Origin of the sequence: Mesorhizobium sp. M0938, from assembly GCF_040319125.1 — a bacterium.
Taxonomy (GTDB): domain Bacteria; phylum Pseudomonadota; class Alphaproteobacteria; order Rhizobiales; family Rhizobiaceae; genus Mesorhizobium; species Mesorhizobium robiniae.
The window spans coordinates 1-22,865 of record NZ_JAMYNS010000023.1 but is presented as its reverse complement, the minus strand read 5'-3'; the positions used below and the strand labels follow the sequence as shown (position 1 = coordinate 22,865).

Annotated in this window: 21 protein-coding genes and 1 pseudogene; 12 read left to right on the top strand and 10 right to left on the bottom strand. The window is 60.8% G+C overall.

Features of this window, described 5'->3' with window-relative positions; translation table 11 throughout:
• Positions 1-984, bottom strand: a complete 984-nt coding sequence (ubiA, locus tag NKH73_RS28775) for a 4-hydroxybenzoate octaprenyltransferase (protein WP_352938097.1) — start codon at positions 982-984, stop codon at positions 1-3.
• 162 nt (positions 985-1,146) lie between these two features.
• On the opposite strand from ubiA, the gene purD reads away from it, so the two are divergent.
• On the top strand, positions 1,147-2,424 hold the full coding sequence (gene purD, locus NKH73_RS28770) for a phosphoribosylamine--glycine ligase (RefSeq protein ID WP_352938000.1): 1,278 nt from the start codon (positions 1,147-1,149) through the stop codon (positions 2,422-2,424).
• 20 nt (positions 2,425-2,444) lie between these two features.
• On the opposite strand, the gene NKH73_RS28765 is transcribed toward purD, so the two are convergent.
• The 4 genes from NKH73_RS28765 to NKH73_RS28750 all read right to left on the bottom strand — a co-directional run bounded on the left by NKH73_RS28765 (position 2,445) and on the right by NKH73_RS28750 (position 4,861).
• The gene (locus NKH73_RS28765; RefSeq protein WP_352938095.1) at positions 2,445-3,554 is read right to left on the bottom strand and encodes a glycoside hydrolase family 25 protein; all 1,110 of its coding nucleotides are present in this window, start codon (positions 3,552-3,554) and stop codon (positions 2,445-2,447) included.
• Positions 3,555-3,749: 195 nt separating this feature from the next.
• Positions 3,750-4,253, bottom strand: a complete 504-nt coding sequence (locus tag NKH73_RS28760) for a GNAT family N-acetyltransferase (RefSeq protein ID WP_352937998.1) — start codon at positions 4,251-4,253, stop codon at positions 3,750-3,752.
• Positions 4,250-4,582: a type II toxin-antitoxin system TacA family antitoxin gene (locus tag NKH73_RS28755; protein WP_352937995.1), complete on the bottom strand. Its 333-nt coding sequence runs from the start codon at positions 4,580-4,582 to the stop codon at positions 4,250-4,252. Before NKH73_RS28755 ends, NKH73_RS28760 begins: the two co-directional genes overlap by 4 nt.
• A 42-nt stretch (positions 4,583-4,624) precedes the next feature.
• Positions 4,625-4,861 carry a hypothetical protein gene (locus NKH73_RS28750; RefSeq protein ID WP_352937992.1) on the bottom strand — a complete coding sequence of 79 codons (237 nt, stop codon included), beginning with the start codon at positions 4,859-4,861 and terminating at the stop codon, positions 4,625-4,627.
• 209 nt (positions 4,862-5,070) lie between these two features.
• Between NKH73_RS28750 and NKH73_RS28745 the strand changes: the two genes are divergently transcribed.
• Together NKH73_RS28745 and NKH73_RS28740 are read left to right on the top strand one after the other, a co-directional pair.
• Positions 5,071-6,840, top strand: a complete 1,770-nt coding sequence (locus NKH73_RS28745) for an acyl-CoA dehydrogenase family protein (protein ID WP_352937990.1) — start codon at positions 5,071-5,073, stop codon at positions 6,838-6,840.
• A gap of 54 nt (positions 6,841-6,894) precedes the next feature.
• On the top strand, positions 6,895-7,647 hold the full coding sequence (locus NKH73_RS28740; protein WP_352937987.1) for a crotonase/enoyl-CoA hydratase family protein: 753 nt from the start codon (positions 6,895-6,897) through the stop codon (positions 7,645-7,647).
• 13 nt (positions 7,648-7,660) lie between these two features.
• Here the strand turns inward: NKH73_RS28740 and NKH73_RS28735 are convergent, their stop codons facing one another.
• Entirely contained in the window at positions 7,661-8,293 is a 633-nt protein-coding gene (locus tag NKH73_RS28735; RefSeq protein WP_352937985.1) for a LysE family translocator, read from the bottom strand.
• Positions 8,294-8,357: 64 nt separating this feature from the next.
• Positions 8,358-8,975, bottom strand: a complete 618-nt coding sequence (pdxH, locus tag NKH73_RS28730) for a pyridoxamine 5'-phosphate oxidase (RefSeq protein ID WP_352937983.1) — start codon at positions 8,973-8,975, stop codon at positions 8,358-8,360.
• Between the two features lie 40 nt (positions 8,976-9,015).
• Between pdxH and NKH73_RS28725 the strand changes: the two genes are divergently transcribed.
• Together NKH73_RS28725 and NKH73_RS28720 are read left to right on the top strand one after the other, a co-directional pair.
• Positions 9,016-9,492, top strand: coding sequence for an RT0821/Lpp0805 family surface protein (locus NKH73_RS28725; protein ID WP_352937978.1), 477 nt, complete (start codon positions 9,016-9,018; stop codon positions 9,490-9,492).
• Positions 9,493-9,592: 100 nt separating this feature from the next.
• The gene (locus NKH73_RS28720; RefSeq protein ID WP_352937976.1) at positions 9,593-10,513 is read left to right on the top strand and encodes a DnaJ C-terminal domain-containing protein; all 921 of its coding nucleotides are present in this window, start codon (positions 9,593-9,595) and stop codon (positions 10,511-10,513) included.
• A 49-nt stretch (positions 10,514-10,562) separates the two neighbouring features.
• On the opposite strand, the gene NKH73_RS28715 is transcribed toward NKH73_RS28720, so the two are convergent.
• A complete protein-coding gene (locus tag NKH73_RS28715) occupies positions 10,563-11,201 on the bottom strand; it encodes a TetR/AcrR family transcriptional regulator (RefSeq protein WP_352937973.1) in 639 nt (212 codons plus the stop codon).
• A 181-nt stretch (positions 11,202-11,382) separates the two neighbouring features.
• Here NKH73_RS28715 and mddA point away from each other — a divergent pair, with 181 nt between their 5' ends.
• From mddA to NKH73_RS28695, 4 genes are all read left to right on the top strand, one after another.
• Positions 11,383-12,117 (top strand): methanethiol S-methyltransferase, encoded by a 735-nt coding sequence (mddA, locus tag NKH73_RS28710; protein ID WP_352937971.1) that lies wholly within the window; start codon positions 11,383-11,385, stop codon positions 12,115-12,117.
• 107 nt (positions 12,118-12,224) lie between these two features.
• Positions 12,225-13,028, top strand: a complete 804-nt coding sequence (locus NKH73_RS28705) for a class I SAM-dependent methyltransferase (RefSeq protein WP_352937969.1) — start codon at positions 12,225-12,227, stop codon at positions 13,026-13,028.
• A 148-nt stretch (positions 13,029-13,176) separates the two neighbouring features.
• Entirely contained in the window at positions 13,177-13,995 is an 819-nt protein-coding gene (gene fabI / locus NKH73_RS28700) for an enoyl-ACP reductase FabI (RefSeq protein ID WP_352937967.1), read from the top strand.
• Positions 13,996-14,052: 57 nt separating this feature from the next.
• Positions 14,053-14,640, top strand: a complete 588-nt coding sequence (locus tag NKH73_RS28695) for a histidine phosphatase family protein (RefSeq protein WP_352937965.1) — start codon at positions 14,053-14,055, stop codon at positions 14,638-14,640.
• Positions 14,641-14,737: 97 nt separating this feature from the next.
• Here NKH73_RS28695 and NKH73_RS28690 read toward each other — a convergent pair.
• Positions 14,738-15,004 (bottom strand): annotated as a pseudogene (locus tag NKH73_RS28690) (superoxide dismutase family protein); the annotation flags it as partial.
• 68 nt (positions 15,005-15,072) lie between these two features.
• Positions 15,073-16,686 (bottom strand): adenylate/guanylate cyclase domain-containing protein, encoded by a 1,614-nt coding sequence (locus NKH73_RS28685; protein ID WP_352937963.1) that lies wholly within the window; start codon positions 16,684-16,686, stop codon positions 15,073-15,075.
• A gap of 397 nt (positions 16,687-17,083) precedes the next feature.
• Here NKH73_RS28685 and NKH73_RS28680 point away from each other — a divergent pair, with 397 nt between their 5' ends.
• From NKH73_RS28680 to NKH73_RS28670, 3 genes are all read left to right on the top strand, one after another.
• Positions 17,084-19,216, top strand: a complete 2,133-nt coding sequence (locus NKH73_RS28680) for a caspase family protein (RefSeq protein WP_352937961.1) — start codon at positions 17,084-17,086, stop codon at positions 19,214-19,216.
• A gap of 646 nt (positions 19,217-19,862) precedes the next feature.
• Positions 19,863-20,318: a hypothetical protein gene (locus NKH73_RS28675; protein ID WP_352937960.1), complete on the top strand. Its 456-nt coding sequence runs from the start codon at positions 19,863-19,865 to the stop codon at positions 20,316-20,318.
• Positions 20,315-22,531, top strand: coding sequence for a glycosyltransferase family protein (locus NKH73_RS28670; protein ID WP_352937959.1), 2,217 nt, complete (start codon positions 20,315-20,317; stop codon positions 22,529-22,531). Before NKH73_RS28675 ends, NKH73_RS28670 begins: the two co-directional genes overlap by 4 nt.
• Positions 22,532-22,865 lie beyond the last annotated feature (334 nt).

Here is a 22,865-nt window from a genome sequence, read left to right as displayed (position 1 = left end):
CTAAACCAGCGGCTTCAGCGCCGCCCAGACCGCACCACCGATCAGGCCAAGGAAGATCAGCCAGCCGACCTGGTTATTCGACTTGAACAGTCGCAGGCACTGGTCCGCATCGTCGATGTCAAGCACGGCGATCTGCCGCGTCATATGCGCGCCGGCGGCGACCAGCCCGGCCAGCGCCGGCACTGGCGCCTGCGCCGATGCAAAGGCGATGGCGAAGCAGACCAGCGCTCCGCCATAGAGCCCGACAAGCCAGGCCTTGGTGTTGTCGCCGAACAGGCGTGCGGTCGAGCGCACACCGACGATGGCGTCGTCTTCCTTGTCCTGATGCGCATAGATCGTGTCATAGCCGATCACCCACAGGATGGAGCCGATATAGAGCATAACGGCCGGGCCATCGATGTCGCCGAACTCCGCCGCCCATCCCATCAGCGCACCCCAGGAAAACGCGAGTCCGAGAACGAGTTGCGGCCAGTTGGTAAATCGCTTCATGAACGGATAAATGGCGACGATCGCAAGCGAACAGACGCCGAGCAGGATGGCGAAGCTGTTGAAACGCAGAAGCACAGCGAGGCCGATCAAAGCCTGGATGAGGAGAAATGCCCAGGCCTGCCGGCGTGTGACCTTCCCCGCCGGCAGCGGCCGCGAGCGCGTGCGTTCCACTTGGTTGTCGATGTCCTGGTCGACGAGATCGTTGTAGGTGCAGCCGGCGCCGCGCATGGCGATGGCGCCGGCCAGGAACAGCACGAGATACCATGGCGCCGGCAGCAGCGAGAGAACCGGGTCGCCGGGGCGAGGGTAGGCGCTCGCTGCAAGGGCGGCCGACCACCAGCACGGCCACAGCAGCAGCTGCCAGCCGATCGGCCGGTCCCATCGCGCAAGCTGCGCATAGGGCCACAGCCAGCGTGGCAGAATGCGGTAGACCCAGTGGCCGCTCGGCGCATCGGCGACGCGGCCCTGGGCCGCTTTCGACTGAACGGTTTCCATTGTGCTGAAGTGGCAGCCGCGGCGAATGCCGTCAAGCGTCAAGCCGGGCCGATACATTCCCGTTCCCGCGTGGAATTGCTCTCAAAGTCTGCCAAATGTCTTGACCCGTCGTCCGGGGCGCAATAGCGCAGTGCTGATCATGGAATGGCAAGGAATCTGGGCATGCGTGTTTTGTTGATCGGCTCTGGCGGCCGCGAACATGCCTTGGCCTGGAAGATCGCGGCCTCGCCGCTGCTGACCAAGCTGTACGCCGCCCCCGGCAATCCGGGCATCGGCCGCGAAGCTGAACTGGTGACGCTAGACATTGCAGATCATGCGGCCGTGGCCCGGTTCTGCACGGAGAAAAAGATCGACCTCGTCGTCATCGGGCCGGAAGGGCCGCTGGTCGCCGGCATTGCCGACGATCTTTGCGCCGCAGGGGTCCGCGTGTTCGGCCCGTCCAAGGCTGCGGCGCGGCTGGAAGGCTCGAAGGGTTTCACCAAGGACCTTTGCGCGAGATACGACATCCCGACCGCCGCCTATGGCCGTTTCGGCGACTTGACGTCGGCCAGGGCCTATGTCGAAAAGATGGGCGCGCCGATCGTCATCAAGGCAGACGGCCTCGCCGCCGGAAAGGGCGTCACTGTTGCCATGACGCTGGCCGAGGCGCTGGCGGCACTCGATGCCTGTTTCGACGGGTCCTTCGGACAGGCCGGCGCGGAGGTCGTGGTCGAGGAGTTCCTCACCGGGGAAGAAGCGAGCTTCTTTTGCCTGTGCGACGGCGTCACCGCGCTGCCGTTCGGCACCGCACAGGACCACAAGCGCCTCAGTGACGGCGATGTCGGCCCGAACACCGGCGGCATGGGCGCCTATTCGCCGGCTTCGGTAATGACGCCGGAGATGATCGACCGCACCATGCGCGAGATCGTCGAGCCGACCATGCGCGGCATGGCCGAGCTTGGCGCGCCGTTTTCCGGCGTGCTGTTCGCCGGCCTGATGATCACGGACAAGGGGCCGAAGCTGATCGAATACAACACCCGTTTCGGTGACCCGGAATGTCAGGTGCTGATGATGCGGCTGAAAGATGATCTCTTGGTCCTGCTGAACGCTTCTGCCGACGGCCAGCTTGCGCATAGCTCAGTGCGCTGGCGCGACGAGGCGGCGCTTACCGTGGTGATGGCGGCCAGGGGCTATCCCGGCACGCCGGAAAAGGGTTCGGTGATCCGCGGCGTCGAAGAGGCCGCGGGCGATGGCGTCGAGATTTTTCATGCCGGCACCGCCATCAACAGCGGCGCGCTGGTCGCCAATGGCGGCCGTGTGCTCGACGTCACGGCTGTCGGCGGCACGGTCGGCGAGGCGCAGAGGCGAGCCTATGCCGCGCTCGACCGGATCGATTGGCCGCAAGGCTTCTGCCGCCGCGACATCGGCTGGCAGGCCGTGGCGCGCGAGCAGGTGCGCTGACCTTCACCGGATTTCAGATCTTAGCGCAGCTCACGGTCGAACTCGGTCGATGCGGTGCTGACCGGATCGCGGGCGGCGGGCGCCGCTTCAGAGGCCGATGCGGAGGGCTTTTCCTTCCGCGTCCAGGCCACATATTCGGCGATCCCGCGCGGAAGGCGCGGCGCTGCTATGGCAACAGCAGGCATTTGAAAGCTGCTGCGGAATTTGGTCCAGCGTGCGCTGAACGTGGCGATCATTTCGGTGAAGCTCGGCGGTGGTACCGCCACGGTGGCGTAGGTAATGGCATTGCCGGCTAGCCCGGCCTCGCGCGAGAGAGGCACCGGTATCGAGGCGAGGTAATCCGGCTGCACGTCGATCAGGCCGCCGAAGGGCCATTGCGCGCGCAATGCGGCGGCATCCATCGGTGCGACATTGACATCGATGTCGTTGGGCGTGCCAGCCACCCGGTAAGGGCAGCGGAACCGCCCGCAATTGGCTTTTGCCGAAAACTGCCAGAGTGCGTAGCCTTGCCAGTTGCCCATCGGAAAATGCACGCCGATGTCTGGCTTGTAGCGCGCATACCAGAGCGGTAGCCGCGACAGGAGCCGGTATTTGTACTTGTTGTCGGCGATGTGCTTGGCGGTCTTGCCGTTGGTGTAGAGCACGGGAAAGCGGCCAATCCGCCGATGCACATGGCGCACGAACTCCTCGGCATCCTCGAGCGACATCCATTTCGTGGGGTCGTCGTCCTCGATGTCGAGGGCAAGCAGGTCGTCCGGCCCAGGCTTCGCGAAGTTGATGAAATTATTGGCCTGTCCCACTGGATTGCCGGGGCGGGCGAGATGATAAGCGCCCCATTTCAAGCCGAGCGCCTTGGCCACCACCTTGCGCGTCTGGAACAGTTCCTGTGCTACGGCATGGCGCTTCCACAGCGTCTTGCAGAGCCTCGTCTCGGTCTCGGCGCCGAAACAGAAATAGGCTGGCGGCATCCCATCCGAGGCCTTGTTGATGAAGCCGACGATGCGCTTGTCGGTCGCAAGCTCGGCCCAGTCGATGGAATTATATTCGTAGGCGTCGATCACCAGCGCCCGGTCGGCATTCTTCCACGGCTCGGAAAAATCCGAGGCTTTTGCCACCGGCGTCAGCGCCATCGCCGCAATGAAAGCGAGAAGCGCTGAGCGGCGAAGTGGGTGCGCCGGTTTTTTCAAACAGGAAATCCCCGCTGGCTAAACACCAATCCTGAACCGCCACGGTTAAGGAAATACTTCGGGTCCGCAAGAGGCTGAGTTGGGGCTGGCGAGGTCATCATTGTGGCACTTTTGAGGGCAAAGCGACGAGCACGATTGTCAGTCGAATAGTTTCAATGCTGTTGCTATGGGCAAGAACAGTGATAGCGGACGGCTCTGCAAGGGGGTGAAGCCATGCTTGCGATAGAAAGCGGCCGCCTGGTCATCCTTGGCATCGACAATCAACGCGAAGGACGCAGGAGCAGCACTGACACTGCGTCGTAGCGCATCCACGAGCAACGCCGACCCGACCTGCCGTCCCTGGTATCTGACATCGACTGCCAGTCTGCCAATCAATATGGCGGGCAGAACCGGATAATGCGGCAGGCGTTTTGCTTGGTCTTCTGGCAAGGACGCGATCGGTATGCTCGACGCCGCCAAAGTGTAGTAACCGGCAATGGCTCCTGCATCGCGATCCACGGCAACGAAGCAATTGCCTACTCGGCGTTTGACATCCTGCCTGGCTTGTTCCCGGATATAGCGATCAAGCGCCAACACCCCGCAGCTGAACGCCTTGCGATCATGCGACGCCCCGAGCGGTTCGATGATGAGGGCGAAATTCAACGCGGCTCGACGACAAGCCGTTTGTGAGCGTCGGCGGCCTTGCGCAGCGCTTCATTGGGCTCGGGTGGATTGAGAATCGCCTCCATCATGGCGCGCTGATCATCGATGGAAATACGCAGAATGGCGGTATCCTCGATCGTGCGCTGCGCCGCCTCTTGAGCGGCTGCGACCACGAAGTCACTGACGCTGCGGCCTTGGATTTCGGCAGCACGTTTCACCACGTTCAGCATATCCGGCGAAATACGAGCTTCGAGACGGGCCGTACGGGCCTGTTGGTTTGGCATCACAGTCACCTCTGATGCAGATATGTACGGCATATAGCCGTACATATCAAGTGCGATCTCTCTTCCCAATATGACCGCTGGCCGCCGTCACGGGCGCGAGAGCGGCTGGATCTGGAACGGATCGGGTGCCGGCGCTCGCGGCAGCGTTCCCTCGGCCTCGCGTTTGCGGTTATGGGCCAGCGAGCATTGCGGCGAACAAAGAATGCCGCGATCCGACCAATAGGCGGCGCCATCCTCGATCTTGCCGTGATGGTACCAAAAACCTGCCGCTCGGTAGGGCAGGCCGCATTCGATGCAGCGATAGGCGTCAGGTCTGGCGAGCACGGGCGGTCCGATCCGGTATTCTTGATCCGTCGCCGGTCGAACTTGTCCGGCTTTTTTCCGAATTTAACGTGTGTCGCAGCAATTGCAAAATCTGCGTGACAAAATTTGACGTTTACGTAAAAAGAAGCCGAAAGGGGAGACCCGAAGCGGGTGGCTTTGTGGCGGCACGGATCTTAAGTTGCTTGCCGGACGGAGGAGGAGCGAGCGGCATGTATCGGGCACCAGTCGAGGAAATCGCCTTCACGCTGAAGCATGTGGCCGGCCTGAAACCGGCGCTCGACGCCGGCACCTTTGGCGACCTCGGCGAAGACCTGGTCGATGCCATTCTGGCGGAAGCCGGCCGCTTCGCCACGGAGGAGGTTGCGCCGCTCTACAAGATCGGCGACGAACAAGGCGCAGTGCTGAAGGACGCGGCCGTCACCACGCCGCCCGGCTGGAAACAACTTTATCGTCGCTGGATCGACGGCGGCTGGAACGCGCTGTCCGCACCGGAGGAATTCGGCGGCCAGGCGCTGCCGGCCATGCTGGGCGTCGCCGCGCTGGAAATGTGGAACTCCGCCGCAATGGCCTTCGGCATCGGCCCGACACTGACCATGGGCGCGGTCGAAGCGCTCGACAAGCACGCCTCGCCGGCGCTGAAGGCCAAATATCTGGAAAAGCTCGTCTCCGGCGAATGGATGGGCACGATGAACCTGACTGAGCCGCAGGCGGGCTCGGACCTGAATGCGTTGCGCGCGCGCGCCGAGCCGGCCGGCGACGGCACCTACCGCATCTTCGGGCAAAAGATATTCATCACCTATGGCGAGCACGATTTCACCGACAACATCATCCATCTGGTGCTGGCACGGTTGCCGGACGCGCCGGCTGGCACGCGTGGTCTTTCGCTGTTCCTGGTGCCGAAATTCCTTGTCGGCGACGATGGCGCGATGGGCGCACGCAACGACGTCTTCTGCTCGGGGCTGGAGCACAAATTGGGCATCCACGCCTCGCCGACCTGCACCATGATCTATGGCGACGGTTTCGAAGGCATGGTGCCTGGCGCGATCGGCTGGCTGATCGGTGAGGAAAACAAGGGCCTCGCCTGCATGTTCACCATGATGAACAATGCGCGGCTCGCCGTCGGCATCCAGGGCGTGGCGGTGGCCGAAACGGCCACGCAGAAGGCGCTCGCCTACGCCAATGACCGCCGGCAAGGCAAGGCTGCGAGTTATGACGGCAACGGCATGGCGCCGATCGTCCATCACCCTGACGTGCAGCGCAATCTCCTGACCATGAAGGCGCTGACCCAGATTGCGCGCGCCATCAGCTATTCCTGCGCGCATGCCATCGATCATGCGCGCATAACCAGTGGCGATGAGGCCAGCCACTGGCAGGAACGCGCCAATCTTTTGACGCCGCTGGCCAAGGCCTTTTCGACCGATGTCGGCGTCGAGGTCGCCTCGCTCGGGCTGCAGGTGCACGGCGGCATGGGTTTCATCGAGGAGACGGGTGCGGCAGCACTTTATCGCGACGCGCGAATCGCGCCGATCTATGAGGGCACCAACGGCATCCAGGCGATCGACCTGGTGGTGCGCAAGCTGCCGCTTGGCGGCGGCGAGCACATTCATGTTTACATCGCCGAGCTGAAAGTGGCCGCCAATCAAGTGCGGACGTCAAATCTTCAAGGTTTTGGCCGCACCGCCGATGGTCTCGACAAGGCGCTCGACGACCTCAGCCAAGCGACGCGCTTCCTGCAAGGGCTGCTTGCCGACGGGCGCTCGGACGAGGCGCTGGCCGGTGCGACGCCGTATCTGAGGCTGATCTCGCTTGCGGCGGGCGGCGCCTATCTGGCACGCGGCGCGCTTTCCGACCAAAGCCGCATCGCCCTTTGCCGTTTCTTCGCCGAAAACCTGCTTGGCGAAGCGGGCGCGCTGAAGAAGCGCGTGATCGGCGGCGGCGAAAGCCTCGCCGCCGCCGGCAAGACGCTGATTTCTGCCTAACGTTTCACTAGGCCTGATGCTCCAAAAGGGCCTGACGTTCACAAAGGATCACCCGTGACAGAGCATATCCTCGTCGAGCGCCAGGGCGCCATCCAGATCATCCGCATGAACCGCCCGGACAAGAAGAACGCGCTGACGCGCGCCATGTATGCGACAATGTCCAAAGCTCTTGCCGAGGGCGACGCCGATCCGGCGGTCCGCGTCCATGTCTTTTTGGGCGTGCCCGGCGCCTTCTCTTCCGGCAACGATCTTGGCGATTTCATGGTTATTGCCACCGGCGGCGAAGGCGGCACCGAGGTCTGGGATTTCCTGATGGCGCTGGCCAGGACGGAAAAGCCCATGGTTTCAGGCGTCGATGGCATCGCGGTCGGCATCGGCACCACGCTCAACCTGCATTGCGACCTGACCTTCGCCACGCCGCGCACAACGTTCCGCACGCCCTTCGTCGATCTCGGCCTGGTCCCCGAGGCCGGGTCGAGCCTGCTTGCACCTGAGATTCTGGGTCGGCAAGGCGCCTTCGCGCTGCTTGGTCTCGGTGAAGGCTTTTCGGCAGAGCGAGCGAAAGCCGCCGGACTGATCTACGCGGTGGTCGAGGAGAACGAGCTTGAAACCTCCGTGCTTGCCGCCGCCGGCCAGATCGCGGCCAAGCCACCGCAAGCGCTGAAGATCGCGCGTGACCTGATGCGCGGCTCGCGTGAAGACCTCGTCGCTCGCATCCGTGAGGAGAGCGACCATTTCCGCGAACGGCTCAAATCCGACGAGGCGCGCGCCGCCTTGACGGCCTTCATGACCAGGAAGAAAGGGTGAATCAGGATCGCGGCTAACGGTGCTCGGTCGCGATACGGATGCCGAGGCCGATCAGCACCATTCCGGTGACGCCTTCGATGACGCGGCGGATCGATGGCCGGCGCAGAAAATCCCCGGCCTTGGCGACGACCGTTGCGTAGAGCGTCAGCCAGGTAAATTTCATGATGGCGAAGACCGCGCCCAGACTAAGCAACGCCGCGAAGCTTTCCTCACCCGGTGGCACGAACTGGGGCAAAAGGCTGGCGAAGAACACGGCCATCTTTGGATTGCCGAGATCGCTGATCAGGCCCTGGCGAAAGGCGCTTGCCGCCGTCAGCCGCCGCGAAGGCTTGGCGACAGTCAACGCCTCCGCTTCGTGGGACGGACGCAACGCCTCTTGCAGCGCCTTGACGCCGAGATAGATGAGATAGGCAGCACCGGCATATTTGAGGGCGAGGAAAAGCGGTTCCGAAGCGACGAGAAAAGCGACAATGCCGGCGCTGGTGGCCAGTGCCCAGATCGTCTGGCCGCTGGCGATACCAAGCGCGGTAAACACGCCGCCGGCGCGCCCGCCGAGAAGTGCGTTGCGAATGGTGATGGCCGTGTCCGGTCCGGGTGTGGCGAGGACGACGAACGAGACGCCGAGGAATGCCAGGAACAGGCTCATGGTTCACCCTTTTGCGACCGGAGCGGCATGAAACCATATCTTGCCGCCCAGTCTTCGAAAAGGCTCAGGGATAGAGCCTTGTCTTGTCCCAGCCGCCCTCAGCGTTACGGTAAAAAACGAGGCGGTCGTGCAGCCGGAAAGGCCGGTCGTGCCAGAACTCGATCGTCTGCGGCACGATCCGGAAGCCGGACCAGTGTTTCGGTCGTAAGATCTCGCCGATCGCGTGGCGCGCCGTGTATTCGGCAACGGCTTTTTCGAGTGCGAAGCGGCTCTCCAGTGGCCGCGACTGTTTCGACGCCCAGGCACCGATGCGGCTGCCGCGCGGACGCGTCGCATAATAGGCGTCCGCTTCCGCCTCGGTAACGATCTCCACCGGTCCACGCGCGCGCACCTGCCGGCGCAGCGATTTCCAGTGGAAGCACATCGCCGCCTTCATACTGCCAAGAATCTCGCGGCCTTTGGCGCTTTCGAAATTCGTGTAGAAGACAAATCCGCTTTCATCGAACCCTTTGAGCAGCACCATCCGCACATTCGGCATGCCCTCGGCATCGACGGTCGCCAGCGCCACGCCGTTGGGATCGTTGATCTCACTTTTCGTCGCATCGTCGAGCCATGCGGCAAAGAGGCGGAATGGCTCGGTAGCCTCGGTAAAGTCACCGCTTGTTAACTCGGTTTCGCTCATAGTTTTTCCAAATTCTGTTGCCGGCTGGGGAGACTGCCGATTGTCGCGCATCGCGCAACCTTTTGACAGCGGGCAATGGAGCCTTATTGCTTCGGCCAGCGCCCAGGCTGCGGTCAAGGCCGCCGCGATCGCGTTGGCCGTCCTGCCGCTTGCTGCGTGCGGTGCCGGCGGCTTCAGCCTGGAGCAGGCCGAGGTCGACCGTACGATCCTGACCAGCAGCACGCCTGCTTCTGCCTCGCCGATCGATCAGGATCGCGCCTCGGACCAGACGACGATTCGCAACGCGGTGTCTTCCGCCGATATCCAGGAACTTGGGGGGCAGGCCGTTCCCTGGGCGAATTCCGATACCGGTTCGCGCGGCTCGATCACCGAACTGGCGGAGTCCAGGGACAACGGCCAGCTTTGCCGCCGCTTCACCGCCTCGCGCGAAAGTTTCGACGGCGTCGCCCTGTTCAAGGGCGAGGTATGCCTGGCGGGCGCCGGCGCCTGGCGGATGCAGGACTTCAAAGCGCTCTGATTTTCCGCCATCATACGAACGCGCGCCACTGGAATTTCTTCCTATGCGAGCGCATATAGGTGGCAATCGTGAACTCAACTCCATCTCCAGGGCAGGAAGCATGCGCGACCCCTATGAGGTGCTGGGCGTTGCTAAGAACGCATCGGCCAAGGACATAAAATCGGCGTACCGTAAACTCGCCAAGGCGTATCATCCGGACCAGAATCCGGATCCCAAGGCGAAGGAGCGGTTTGCCGCGGCCAACCAGGCTTACGAGATCGTCGGCGACGAGAAGAGCCGTGCGGCTTTTGATCGCGGCGAGATCGACGCCGACGGTAAGCCGCGCTTCCAGGGCTTCGAGGGTGCCGCGGGCGGCGCCGATCCTTTCTCCGGTTTTCGCCGGCAGCAAGGGCCTGGCGGCTCGCGCTTCGAGTTTCGCTCAAGCCGTCCGGGCGGCGATCCGTTCGACGGCAACAGCGACATCTTCAGTCAGATTTTCGGCGAGACCTTCTCTCGCGGCGCCGGGACGGGCGCTGGCCGACAGGCGCCGTCCGGCGCCGACCTGAACGTGACGCTCGACGTCACCATCGAGGAAGCGGCGACCGCCGAGAAGGTGACAGCGATGTTTCCCGACGGACGCAAGGTTGCCGTCAAGCTGCCAGCCTATGTCGAGGACGGCCAGACCATCCGGCTGAAGGGCCAGGGCGAGCAAGGGCCGGGGCAGCCGGGCGACGCGCTGGTCAAGATCCGCTTCCGGCGGCACCCGCGCTATCGCGTCGAAGGCCGCGACCTTCATGCAGACCTGCCGGTTGCACTGGCGGATGCCGTGCTGGGTGCCAAGGTGGCGGTTGAAACACCGACCGGCAAGCTTGCCGTCAATGTTCCCGCCTGGTCGAGTTCGGACAAGGTCCTGCGATTGAAGGGCAGGGGGCTGCCGGAAAAAGTTGGCGGTCACGGCGATCTCTACGCACATGTGCGGCTGATGCTGCCTGAAGACGGCGACAGCGATCTCGAAGCGCTGATGCGCAACCGGCAACGCTGACGCCTCTTGCAGGTCGCGACCGGCGCTGCCTGCGTCCCTGGTACATGGTCTAGTTTTTGGGAGCCGCTTCCTCCATTCGCCGGATCGTTTCGCCAAAGCGGCGCAACGCCTGCCTCACCGGAACGTGCCGGCTTTCGATCTCCAGCAGGATCATCGTCTCGCTTCCAAGAAAGGCGGCGCTGACGAGGCTGGTCACTTCGGCGGCAGAAAATTGTCCAAGGCCGCCGAATTGTCGCCCCGCCTCTTCCGCCAGCCCCGCCAGGAGCTCAAACCAGCCGCGCAAATCGCGGCGCACCGCCTTGGCGATCTCGGGGCTCGACCAACTGGCTGCGATCATCTCGTGCAGGACGCGAACATAGCCGGACGCCAAATCCTCATCGAGGAAATCACAAGCACGTTCCCAACGGCGCCACAGCGGCATCGGTGCTGCAAATGTTTCCGCCTGGCGCTTTAGCAGGCGCTCGTTCAAATGATCGAGCAGGGCCAGGATCAGGCGCTCCTTGGAGCCGAAATGATAGTGGATCTGGCTGAGGGGAACGCCCGCTGTCTCGGCAACGCGCCGCGTCGACAACTCAGCGAAACCGTCCCGATGCAGGCAAATCTCGGCTGCCGCCAGCAGTTCGGCGCGTGTGTCGCGCCTTACCTTGTTCGAACCCGTCGCATCAGATTTGTCTGCGACGTCTGTCATGCGGTGTGCCCGTTGCTCGAAGGGGCACGCTGTTGGCGATTCATGATTTCTCCTGTCCAGGCTGGCGTCTCGCCACCTTACTTCGGTCGAGCGACCGATCAAGTTGACTCTTTTCTCTAACTGTGATTCTATGTGAATTCGGTCGACCGACCGAATTCTTGTGCTTGCAAGGAGGGGGAGCATGGCAGGCGTAATCACCCTTATTTACGGCATTGTCGCATACCTCATATTTTTGGCCTCGTTTCTCTACGCGGTCGGCTTCGTCGGCAATCTGGTCGTTCCGAAATCGATCGATTCCGGAACCGTGGGAAGTCCGGTCGAAGCCGTGATCGTCAACACGCTGCTGCTCGGTCTTTTCGCCGCGCAGCACAGCGTCATGGCGCGCCCGGCCTTCAAGCGATGGTGGACGCGACTTGTGGCAAGCTCGGCTGAACGCAGCACCTATGTGCTGCTGGCCAGCCTCATTCTGCTGTTGCTTTATTGGCAATGGCGGCCGATCCCCGGACCTGTCTGGACGATCGACAACCCACTGTGGACCGCCATCATCCATGGCGTATTCTGGCTTGGATGGACGATTTTGCTGATCAGCACCTGTCTGATCAACCACTTCGAACTGTTCGGCCTGTCGCAGGCCTTCGCCGCGTTGCGCAAGAAGGAACTGCCGCCTCCCGTCTTCAGGACGCCGCTCTTCTACAAATGGGTCCGGCATCCGATCTATGTCGGCTTCTTGCTGGCCTTCTGGGCGACGCCCTCGATGACATGGGGCCATCTTCTGTTCTCGCTCGGCACGACCGGTTACATCCTGCTTGGCATTTTCCTCGAGGAGCGGGATCTCGTCATGCTGTTCGGCGATCGGTACCGTCTCTACCGCAAACAGGTAGGAATGCTCTTCCCCTGGCGCAAAGTTGCCGAATAGGCAGCATTTCGGCTCAAATCCCGGCACGGGATACGGGACGGCCTCGCCTGAGGCACGGGACTGTTACCGTGTGCGTCAAGAATGCTGACCTGCCGCGGAGAGAGAGAATGAACAAGTCTGCCGAATTCGATGCATGGAGCGTTGGTCAGAACTATGACTACTATATGGGCCGCTGGAGCAGGCGGATCGCCGATCAATTCGTAGATTGGCAGGGCCCGTCGCGGGACGCCGCCTGGCTTGATGTCGGCTGCGGCACGGGCGCCTTGACGGCGGCGATCCTTGGCGGATGTTCGCCACGATCAATCCTGTCGACCGACCCGTCGGAAGGGTTTCTGGCGCACGCCCGCTCGGCAATCCACGACGAGCGCGTCCGCTTCGAGATCGCAAGCGCGCAAGCCCTTCCGGCCAGCGATGCCAGTTTCGACATCGTCGCTTCGGCGCTGGTCTTGAATTTCGTCCCCGACAGGCAGGCGGCATTGGCTGAGTTGTGCAGGGTTTTGAAGCCGGGTGGGTTGCTGGCCTTCTATGTCTGGGACTATCCCGGCGGCGGGATGGGCTTCATCGATGCCTTCTGGAAAGCGGCGGCTGCAATCGACCGCGACGCCGCTGCGCTGGACGAAAGCAAGCGTTTTCCGTTCTGCACCCGGAACGGGCTCGCCGAAATCTGTCATGCGGCGGGTTTGATGTCCCCGGTTATCGAATCGCTCGAAATCGAAACGGTATTCCCCGATTTCGAGGCGTTCTGGCTGCCGTTCACGCTCGGCGCGGGGCCGGCACCCGGCTATTGCAGCAGTCTGCCGCGGGAGAAGCGAGCCGCAGTGAAGGCACATCTGGCACATACGCTTGGAACAGATCAGCCTATTCGTCTGGTTGCGCGAGCCTGGGCCGTCAAGGCACGCTGGCCAGAGTGAGGCACTGAAGCTCGCTCCAACGCCCGTCCTGTCCGCCGTTCACGCCGCGTGACTGATTTGAACTCGCTGGCCCGTCTGCGCTTGATGCGGCGTTTTGCCTGTGCGATAGGCACTCCACAAAGCAGAAGATCTTGCGGAGAGCGCTCACATGGCGGGTGGACAAGGCATTATGGCCGGCAAGCGCGGGCTTGTCCTGGGCGTCGCGAACAATCGGTCGATCGCCTATGGCATAGCCAAGGCCTGCGTCGACCACGGCGCCGAGATCGCGCTGACCTATCAGGGCGAGGCGTTCAAGAAGCGCGTCGAGCCGCTGGCGGCGGAACTCAACGCCCATGTCGCCGGCCATTGCGACGTAACCGATCCGGCAACCCTCGACGCGGTTTTCGACGACATCGCCAAGCATTGGGGCAAGCTCGATTTCCTCGTCCACGCCATCGCCTTTTCCGACAAGGACGAACTGACAGGCCGCTATGTCGAGACGACGCGCGACAATTTCCTGCGCACCATGGACATTTCGGTGTTTTCCTTCACCACCATCGCCAAGCGCGCCGAGGCGCTGATGACCGATGGCGGCTCGCTGCTGACGCTGACATACTACGGTGCGGAAAAAGTGATGCCGCACTACAATGTCATGGGTGTCGCCAAGGCGGCGCTGGAAGCCAGCGTACGCTATCTGGCCGTCGACCTCGGCGCCAAGAAAATTCGCGTCAACGCCATCTCCGCCGGCCCGATCAAGACGCTGGCTGCTTCCGGCATCGGCGATTTCCGCTATATCCTGAAGTGGAACGAGTACAATTCACCGCTGAAGCAGACCGTGACGCAAGAGGAGGTCGGCGATTCGGCCGTCTACTTCCTGTCCAACCTTTCACGCGGCGTCACCGGCGAGGTCCACCATGTCGATTCCGGCTACCATGTCGTCGGCATGAAGGCGGTCGACGCGCCTGATATCTCGACCGTCAAGGAATAGTTCCTTCCACGAACACCAATCCTGCTTGTCTGCTCCCGATCCCACCCGGAAGACCTGATGTATCCGCTTGTCTATATCGCGCGCCACGGCCAGACGGAGTGGAACGCCGAGGCCCGGCTGCAGGGGCAGGCCGACACTGATCTCAACGCGCTCGGCCGCGACCAGGCGACCCGCAACGGCCATCGGCTGGCTGAAATCGTTCATAACCCCGAAGAGTTCGACTTTGTCGCCAGCCCGATGCGGCGAACGCGTGAGACCATGGAACGCATTCGCATGGCGATGGGGCTCGATCCCCAAGCTTATCGTACCGAGCCGCTGCTCGTCGAGTTGAGCTTTGGCGACTGGCAGGGTTTCACCTTTGCCGAACTCGAGGCGAGGGATCCCGGTTCGACCAGGCAACGTCGCCTCGATAAATGGAATTTCCAGCCGCCCGGCGAAGGTGCCGAAAGCTACCAGATGCTGCTTGAACGGGTGAAGCCGTGGTTCGACGCGCTCGATCGCAACACCGTCTGCGTGACCCATGGTGGTGTCGTGCGCGCGCTGTTCCGCCTGGTGCTAGGGATGTCCACGCAAGAGGCGGTTAGGCTGGACGTGCCGCAGGATCGCCTGCTCCGGCTGGAGGGCCGGCGCCTGGAGTGGCTTTGAGGGTCGAAATCCAATCGCTCTGAGCGATTAGCCCACTCTCAGACATTGATGGCGTGAATAGCCGCTTCGCCCCTCAAATCAGTCATTCCTACTCCCCGGGATTGAAATGACCGCCAGCGGATTCGTGCCCCGAATTGTGGTCGCAAGAGCCGGTCTCGTGGATATGAAAAGCTACCCACTGGCCCGAAGGCAGGCCGGTGATTTCAAGCTCGATTAGCAAGCCGCCTGGCGTTGCCGTCAACTGAGCTGTCCCACTGTCCTTGCCCGCCGCACCGACGAAGCCGACGGTCACGGTTTCCGCGTCTTGCGCGATTGCCACCGTTGCCGTTGCCGCGAGAGCGACCGCGAATAGAACAGTCTTCATCTTTCTAGCCCTAACTGTTGATGTGCTCGCCGGTCGTGAGTGTCGGGGCTGTATCGGCTCCCAATGCGCTAGCCGCTCGTTTCCTTTGGAGAAGGCACAACCAACTTAGCCTCGAGTTGAGCCAGCGCCGACTGAAGTTTGTCGCGCAGACGCGCAGCCCTGGCGGGGTCGAGCCCGGCGGTATCGAGCGTCAACGACATGCCCTCGTCCATTTCTGTTATGACAGTGTCGTCGCGCAACTGTTCCCGGACACCCCGCACCGTATAAGGCACGATCGGTCTGCTGATCCCCTTCATGCTGATCTGCTCACCTGCCGACGCATCGACCATGTCCCGTACGTTGGAATATGTTTCATAGCTGAGCATTATTCCGCCGGCAGGTGCAATGCTCTGCAGCCGAGCGGCGAGGTTAGCTTCGGCGCCGATGATGGTGTAATCCATACGATCGTCACTGCCGAAGTTGCCGACATTGCAGTAGCCGGTGTTTATTCCCATCCGCACACGGAAGGGGTGCTCGATACCCTGCTGCCGCCATTTGACTTGCAAGTGCTCCAAACGCTTTTGCATGGCCAAGGCCATACGCAGACATGCACGTGCGTCTTCGCGCGGGCCAAGCGTCTGCGGGTCGCCGAAAAACGCGAGAATGGCATCGCCGATGAACTTATCCACGGTGGCGCCATGAGAAATTGCGATATGCGACATCTCTGTTAGATACTCGTTGAGATGGGCCGTCAGTTCCTCAGGTTGCATACGCTCGGTCGTGGCAGTGAAATCCACGATGTCGGAGAAGAAGATGGTCAGTTTCTTTCGCTCTGCAGTCACCTTCACGTCGCGCTCGCCGCTGAACACACTTTTGTAGATTTCAGGTGAGAGATATTTTGCGATTTTGAGCGACACCGTTGCCAAGAAGTTGTTGGCCACCTTCAGTTCGCCGTTGACCAGGGCGAGTTCGCGCGACTGCCGCCACTGCATTACGATGAATGCAACTCCTGTGGCTATGGCGGCCGCAAAATACGCGAAGAGATAGTGGAAGCCGATTGACCCTTGAGATAGGGGCTGCGAGACAGACACAGCTTGAATCCCTCTGACATCACCGACGTTCCAATCCTTCTTTGGGCTGTCCGGATGCGAGTTGTGGCATGCTACGCAGGCGGCGGTCATGCGGATCGGCGAAGCCAGCCGAACGGTCGGACTCCAGCCACCTTCCGTCGCCTCAAGCGTTTGAACATTCGGGTCGGCACGAAACGATGCCAATGCCTTTAATTGAAAGTCATCGAGATTGTGTGGAGGCCGCCCGGCGAAAGGATAGTCGGAAACAAATTCGTACCGGACAGTGTTGTCACGCGAACTCGTGAGACGCCCGATTTCCAGCGAGAACGTCGCTGGAATTGGTATCGCGCCAGCAACGTCGCGGTAGTTATCGGTCGCGGTGATTTTCGTATGCGCGTCCGCTTGGACGATTCGCCCAACCACGTCATTGGCGTAGAACGTGCGAATGTCGTTTATGATCTTGCTGATGTCGTTCGCTTGACGTTCGGATAGTTGATGCGTGAAGTCACGCAGGTCGAGGAGGACTGCAGCTGGAAGCGTCACTAGGAGCAGGATTACCGCGATCGCAGCCGGCCAGATGCGACGCTCCCGAATGTTGTTATTTTCCTCTGAAGCCGGTTGCGCGCTTGTCACAGCAATGACCCTTGGTTAGCTGAGTTGCCGCGCAAGATTGCATGAAATTAGTTCCGAGACTGTGTCGCTAAAGCGCGCGCTGGAATTCGCGCACGTTACAAGGTGTCTGAGTGCATCCTATGCGCCCGCGAAAGCGGCAGCTTTGCGCCTCACGTCGGCCGTTGGATCAATCTTGCTATCGCCCGATAGCAGACTTAGCCAGCGCGAACCGCGGACATCGCAATTGCTCCTATTGCAGAAATTCCTCGCCCGCTCAGAAGCACCTTCCTTATCGACCGAACCAAGCGCGCCCTCAAGCATCTAGAGCAAAAACGAGGTCCGTTGGAATTTGCCATTGTTCGGGCTATGATTGTGCGGATTCTTCCCTTGAAAAACGCTGAGAAGGCAGGTTGCGACGGTGCTTTCCAATCATTTGAGGCGTGGCTTCCTGTTCGCGTTCATGGCCGCGTTCAGCCTGTTTGGGCTCGCTGAGGCCCACGCCGAGAGACGCGCGGCCGTTGTCGTCGGTAACGGTGACTACGCCTTCGCTCCCCTTGCAAATCCCCGTAACGACGCCAAGCTTATTGCCAATACCTTGACCGAGCTCGGCTTCAATGTGCTGCTTTTCTACGACATTAAAAAGGCTGCCACCAAGGACTTGAAGGACGCAATTGCAGCGCATCTCGTGGGTGCAGACATGGCGATATTCTACTATGCCGGCCATGCACTGCAGTTCGATCGTCAGAACCTGCTGCTGCCGGTCGACACCGCCACGTCCTCCGCAAAGAAAATCGTCGCCGATGCAATGCGGTTCAACGATCTGATCGATATCGTCAAGGACGACCCGGTTGGGGTGAAGCTCTTCATCCTCGATGCCTGCCGAAGTAACCCTGCCGCGAAGGACAAGGGACTGGACGAGGGACTGGCCTACACAGAATCGGGAAGCGGCCAGGTGCTTATTGCCTTCGCGACAAGTGCGGGAGAAGTCGCCTATGATGGCACAGGCATAAACAGCCCATATTCCTCCGCCCTCGCCAACGCTTTGCAAACGCCGGACCTCGATATCTACGACACGTTCAGGACGGTGCGAGGCGACGTGCGCCAGGCGACAGGTGGGTTTCAGATACCCTGGATCACCGGTTCGATTGAAACGAAATTTGTGTTCAAGCACGGTGTCGCAGCGATCAGCGGGGGGCAGGCGCCGGCTGAGACAAGCGGCGGCCTGACCATCGACGCGGTATTGTGGGCCTTCATCAAGGATAGCCCCAACCCGGACGATTTTAGCCGTTTCGCAAAAGTCTTTCCGCAGAGCCGCTTTGCCGCAGAGGCAACGGTGAAGAGCAAGGTACAGCTGGCGTCGCTTTCCCAGCGCGGCGCCTTCGTCAGCGGCCCTCTGAGATCCGCTTCAATCGAGGACGAGATCTTGGTCGTCGGTGAGAGCCAGGCGGCTAGCGCCGAGTTTGTTTTCCAACAGGCAGGAGAACGCGCCGTCAGTGAAACGTTTCGCGTATGGCCATCGGTTTTGCCCGACACTCAAAAGGGCATGAAGGCGCTCGTGACGAATTGTGACCTCTATGCGGCAGATCCCAACGACCCACAGCGTTCTGTCCCAGGCGTCACTAATGGGCTGGTCAACGTTCGCGATGCGCTCAGGGCATGCGGCTTCGACCTTGCAGCCGACATCAACAACCCGCGCCTGCAGTTTCAATTCGGGCGTGTTCTGGAAATTGCCAGGCGCTACGATTGGGCTGAACATTACTATGAGCTTGCCGGCAAGCAGCAGTACAGTGCTGCGCTCATAAACATGGGCTATATGGCACGTGTCGGAATGGGGCGCGAGATCGACTACGGCCGCGCGTTCGACTTTTACGTTCGGGCCGCTGCGCTTGGCAATCTCAGGGCCAGGACCGACATCGGCTCAGCCTATATTGCCGGCCAGGGCGTGCCAAAGCTGCCGGAGGAAGGCGTTCTTTGGTATCGCTTGGCCGCATCAAGCGGCTGGGCAAATGCGATCACCGCGCTCGGCGACGCATACCGCCTCGGCACCGGCGTTAAGCAAGACTTCGTCCAGGCAGCGTCGTTGTATGCAGCAGCAGCCGACACCGGCCAGATCGATGCGATGGCGAATCTGGGACAGTCTTATGTCGCGGGGGAAGGCGTGAAAAAGGACGTGCCACGAGGACTCGACCTGTTGCAGCGCGCAACCGAAATGGGCAACAGGTACGCGCCCTATTTTATGGCACAGCTATATCTGAAGGGCGACCGCAAGCTGGCTGCCGATCCTCGCCGCGCCCTGACCCTCCTTGAGCTTTCCGCAAACAGGGGAAATGAGTACGCCTATGTCCGTCTCGCATGGGGGCATCGCGACGGTTTATTTACCGGGGGCAAGCCCAATCTGCAACGAGCTTATTTCAACGCCTCGCTCGCCGCGAGGCTGCGGGCCGATCAAGGGGAACAGACAAAGGCAGAAATTGCCGAAAAAATAAACCGCGCAACTCGAGAAAAAATAGACACAGAAGTTGAACTATTCATCAAACAGAACGGACCGTAACATCTGAGCAATATTACACGAGATTCGAAATTCTTGCGTCACTACCGATTGTCAGAAGCCAAAAAGCCCAACGTTTATAACGGCTCCCGGCGAAAAAGGCGGTTGATCAATATTGAGAACTGCGGCGCTCCGACGCTGATTGGTCGCGTCGAGGCGCATTCGCCTTGGTGACCTTAGCGCACCGTCCGTCCGAGACGAAGACGCAGATAATGGGCCTCCCTGCAATCGTCCCGCAGCCGTTTAGCATGACTGAAGTGGAAACCAGAGCGGCAGCCGAAGCCAACCGTGACAGTAGCGATCTTGCCATCTGCGTCACTCCTCAAGACTTGGCCGAAGTAGAACGGCCGCTGCCCAGCATCAGGAAGTTCCAACTGCACGCCAGAACAAGAAATACGCGAACTGCCCTACAGTCAAGGCCACGCGGGCGAATGCGCCGGCCTTGCAAATTGACGAAGCCGTCGACGGAGTTTGGCGAAGGGCATGTAACTGGAGTGTGCCGCCATTGCGAGGGCTTTTCGCCCCGTTATATATGCTGCTAGACTGGTTCGAGACAGCGAACACCAGACAGGCGCGCGCATAGCTTGAACGTTTGACACGCATAAATCGTCATTGCTGGGCTAAGCATCCCTAAAGTGAGCGCCAATCAATGAGAAAACTCACAGATTTTTTCCTTCGAAGAGGTAAGCAAAAAACGGAAGTTGAAAACACAGGTAATATTTATATATACAAATCTAAAGAAAAAATTTCGACTATTATTATAACAACTTTTGATGTAAATCCAGATCTTCTTGAAGAAATCATCGTCAAGACCAAGCGAAGGCTTCCGGGAAAGAACGATAAGCTTATTTATCTGACCAACAATCCGGATTTCACGATGTTCCGCCGTCATGGCGTAATTTTCGAGTATCTGCCCCCTCTGATAGAACAGCGGCTGCACGCAACCGACATGCCCTGGCAGGTTTATTTGCGGGGGCGCTGGGGGCTCATTCTTGCAAAATGGCGCCCCCGCCGTGTCCTGGCTTACGGCACGACAATCGACACTTTCCTGGAAGCGGCGCCAGCGACAACTGTCCGCAAGGCGCCGGATACTCCCAAGTCATGAAGCTGAACATTCTGTTCATCGCCGATGTCCGCTTCGAAGGCGGCACGTCCACGGCGCTTGCGGTGGAAATCCAAGCGGCCGCCCGTGCAGGTCTCAAGACCGGCTTGCTGGCAGTGAAGGGACCATTGCTGGATCATCCCTACCCGATGCATCCCGACTTGCGGGCGCTGGTCGATGGCGGCGCTACAGAACGGATCGACCCGGAAACGCAGGTCGAGGCCGATCTTGTCCTACTCCACCACCCGACGATAATGTCCAACTGCGTCACCAGGCGGATCAGCATCCGGGCCACACACCTGGTCATGGTTCTCCATCATCCTATGGTCGACCGGCTAGGCAAGCCGCAGTATGACCTAGCGCGCATCATCAACAATTGTCGTTGGACGTTTGGCGTCAATGTTTTGCTCGCCCCCGTCAGCGCCATCGTTCGCGATGCTCTGCCCCGTCGTTTGCCTACGGGCGCCGAACTCTTGTCGGAAGATTGGACCAATCTGATCGATCTCGACGACTGGCCTCGCAGGACAGACGGCCCACCGCATAATCCAGTGGTCATTGGCCGCCATGCCCGTCCGGACAAATTGAAATGGCCAAGCAGCGTCGCCGATGCGCTGCGCATCTACCCTGCAGATCAATCACGCTACACCATTAGGATCCTGGGCGGCGGTTCCTTCCTCGAAGAACTTTATGGCCAGCTGCCGGCCAACTGGGAAATACTACCCTTTGCATGGACCGGCATCCCCGAGTTTCTCCAAGGGCTCGATTTCTATGTCTATTATCATAGCGATTCCTGGTCGGAGGCTTTTGGCCGCACCATCCTCGAAGCGCTCGCGGTAGGGCTCGTCACGATTCTCCCCATACACTTCCAGCCTTTATTCGGTGACGCAGCAGTCTATGCGGCGCCGAGAGATGTTGAGCGGGTCATCGACAAATTCGTCAACGACGTAGAGGCCTACGCTCAGCAATCGGCCTTGGCCAAGGATTTCGTTTCTCGGCACCATTCAGCCGATCTCTTCCAGCAACGCCTTGAGAGGTTGTTCGGCATTGCCAGACCACGAGATTCGGCAGTCGAGCGAGCGTCGATGATCCAGCCATTGCCGACACGTCACGTGCTGTTTGCATCCACCAACGGCATCGGAATGGGGCATCTTGCACAGCAGATGGCTGTCGCTCAGCGGTTGCCGGAGGGGCTGAAGCCCGTCTTTGCGACGATGTCCTACGCCATGAGAATTGCAGCCAATGAGGGTTATCACGCCCACTTCCTAACCTATCACCGCGGCATCGATGCCGCGCCCGAGGACTGGAACGACGTGCTTGCCGAGGAATTATTCGACCTGATCAGCCATCTGCGCCCCGCTGTATTTGCCTATGACGCGACAGCCGTGTTCGACGGTGTCGCCGCAGCGCTTGCCATGGACCCCAACCTTTTTTCGATCTGGGTGCGCAGGCCGATGTGGAGGGAATCGCACCGAAGGTTCCTGGAGATGGCGAACGCCTTTGACGCCGTGATAGAGCCAGGAGAGTTGGCGGACGAGTTCGATCACGGCCCGACCAAGGAGATGCGCGACAAGGTCTTTTTGGTCCCGCCGGTCCTGCATCTGGAACCCAACGAGCGCCTGGAGCGCACTGCTGCGCGCCTATTCCTCGACCTGCCGGAAGGCGTGACCGTCGTCGCTCTGCAACTCGGCTCAGGCAGCAATTTCGACATGCGCGGCGTCCGCAACGGCGTTCTTAAAGCTCTGCTCGACCGTCCCGATACGCTGGTGCTAGATATCCGCTCGCCGATCCGCGCCGATCTCGCACCCGACGAGCCGGTCGGTCCGAGGCATCGGATCGTCGAGCTGTTCCCGAGTTTCCGCTATAGTCGCGCATTCGACGCCGCGGTCGTCGCGCCTGGCTACAACACTTTCCATGAGAATATCCTTGGCGCAGTCCCGACTTTGTTTGTGCCCAACGAGGCCGACGAGATGGACCTGCAGCTCAACCGCGCACGCTGGGCCGAGCTCGGCGGTTTTGGCCTACTGATGCGGCGCGACCATGGCCTCCCACATGTTGATAGCTTCGTTGAGCGGCTGCTCGACCCTACCGAGCGCGACAGCATGGCAGCGCGCTGCAGTTCTATCATATGGACCAACGGCGCCGACCAGATCGCGGACTTCATCGAAGACCACGCCAGGATTCTCCGAACCGACTGGGACATCACCAAAGGTGTCTGACGTCGCGGCTGAGCAAATATTCTGTTAGTGCCGTCCAACGGTGTCGTCGTCGGCCGTCTGACCCGCCAAATTGCCGTCGCTGAACGGCTTGCGGCCGCTTTCGGTCCAAGGCTGCAGTCCAGCTTTGCGCCGCCTATCGGACATAGAGGCCAGCGTAGCTGTGCGCTGAAAACGGACCCTCGCGAGCCAGAATCGTCAGCTGAATGGACCAGCAAGCGCGCCGAGCAGCAGACGCGCTCGGCCGAAGAGCCTAGAGTCTTTCATGTTTTTACGGAAGCATATCCAGCGTTGTTGAAGTAGTTTGCGCATTCGTCAGGCTTGATGGTGCCGACGA

What these genes read in the sequence shown, in the direction of transcription:
- ubiA (WP_352938097.1), bottom strand. Translation starts at nt 984, where the DNA reads ATGGAAACCGTTCAGTCGAAAGCGGCCCAGGGCCGCGTCGCCGATGCG.
- purD (WP_352938000.1), top strand. Translation starts at nt 1,147, where the DNA reads ATGCGTGTTTTGTTGATCGGCTCTGGCGGCCGCGAACATGCCTTGGCC.
- NKH73_RS28765 (WP_352938095.1), bottom strand. Translation starts at nt 3,554, where the DNA reads ATGGCGCTGACGCCGGTGGCAAAAGCCTCGGATTTTTCCGAGCCGTGG.
- NKH73_RS28755 (WP_352937995.1), bottom strand. Translation starts at nt 4,582, where the DNA reads ATGTACGGCTATATGCCGTACATATCTGCATCAGAGGTGACTGTGATG.
- NKH73_RS28745 (WP_352937990.1), top strand. Translation starts at nt 5,071, where the DNA reads ATGTATCGGGCACCAGTCGAGGAAATCGCCTTCACGCTGAAGCATGTG.
- NKH73_RS28735 (WP_352937985.1), bottom strand. Translation starts at nt 8,293, where the DNA reads ATGAGCCTGTTCCTGGCATTCCTCGGCGTCTCGTTCGTCGTCCTCGCC.
- pdxH (WP_352937983.1), bottom strand. Translation starts at nt 8,975, where the DNA reads ATGAGCGAAACCGAGTTAACAAGCGGTGACTTTACCGAGGCTACCGAG.
- NKH73_RS28720 (WP_352937976.1), top strand. Translation starts at nt 9,593, where the DNA reads ATGCGCGACCCCTATGAGGTGCTGGGCGTTGCTAAGAACGCATCGGCC.
- NKH73_RS28715 (WP_352937973.1), bottom strand. Translation starts at nt 11,201, where the DNA reads ATGACAGACGTCGCAGACAAATCTGATGCGACGGGTTCGAACAAGGTA.
- mddA (WP_352937971.1), top strand. Translation starts at nt 11,383, where the DNA reads ATGGCAGGCGTAATCACCCTTATTTACGGCATTGTCGCATACCTCATA.
- NKH73_RS28705 (WP_352937969.1), top strand. Translation starts at nt 12,225, where the DNA reads ATGAACAAGTCTGCCGAATTCGATGCATGGAGCGTTGGTCAGAACTAT.
- fabI (WP_352937967.1), top strand. Translation starts at nt 13,177, where the DNA reads ATGGCGGGTGGACAAGGCATTATGGCCGGCAAGCGCGGGCTTGTCCTG.
- NKH73_RS28695 (WP_352937965.1), top strand. Translation starts at nt 14,053, where the DNA reads ATGTATCCGCTTGTCTATATCGCGCGCCACGGCCAGACGGAGTGGAAC.
- NKH73_RS28675 (WP_352937960.1), top strand. Translation starts at nt 19,863, where the DNA reads ATGAGAAAACTCACAGATTTTTTCCTTCGAAGAGGTAAGCAAAAAACG.
- NKH73_RS28670 (WP_352937959.1), top strand. Translation starts at nt 20,315, where the DNA reads ATGAAGCTGAACATTCTGTTCATCGCCGATGTCCGCTTCGAAGGCGGC.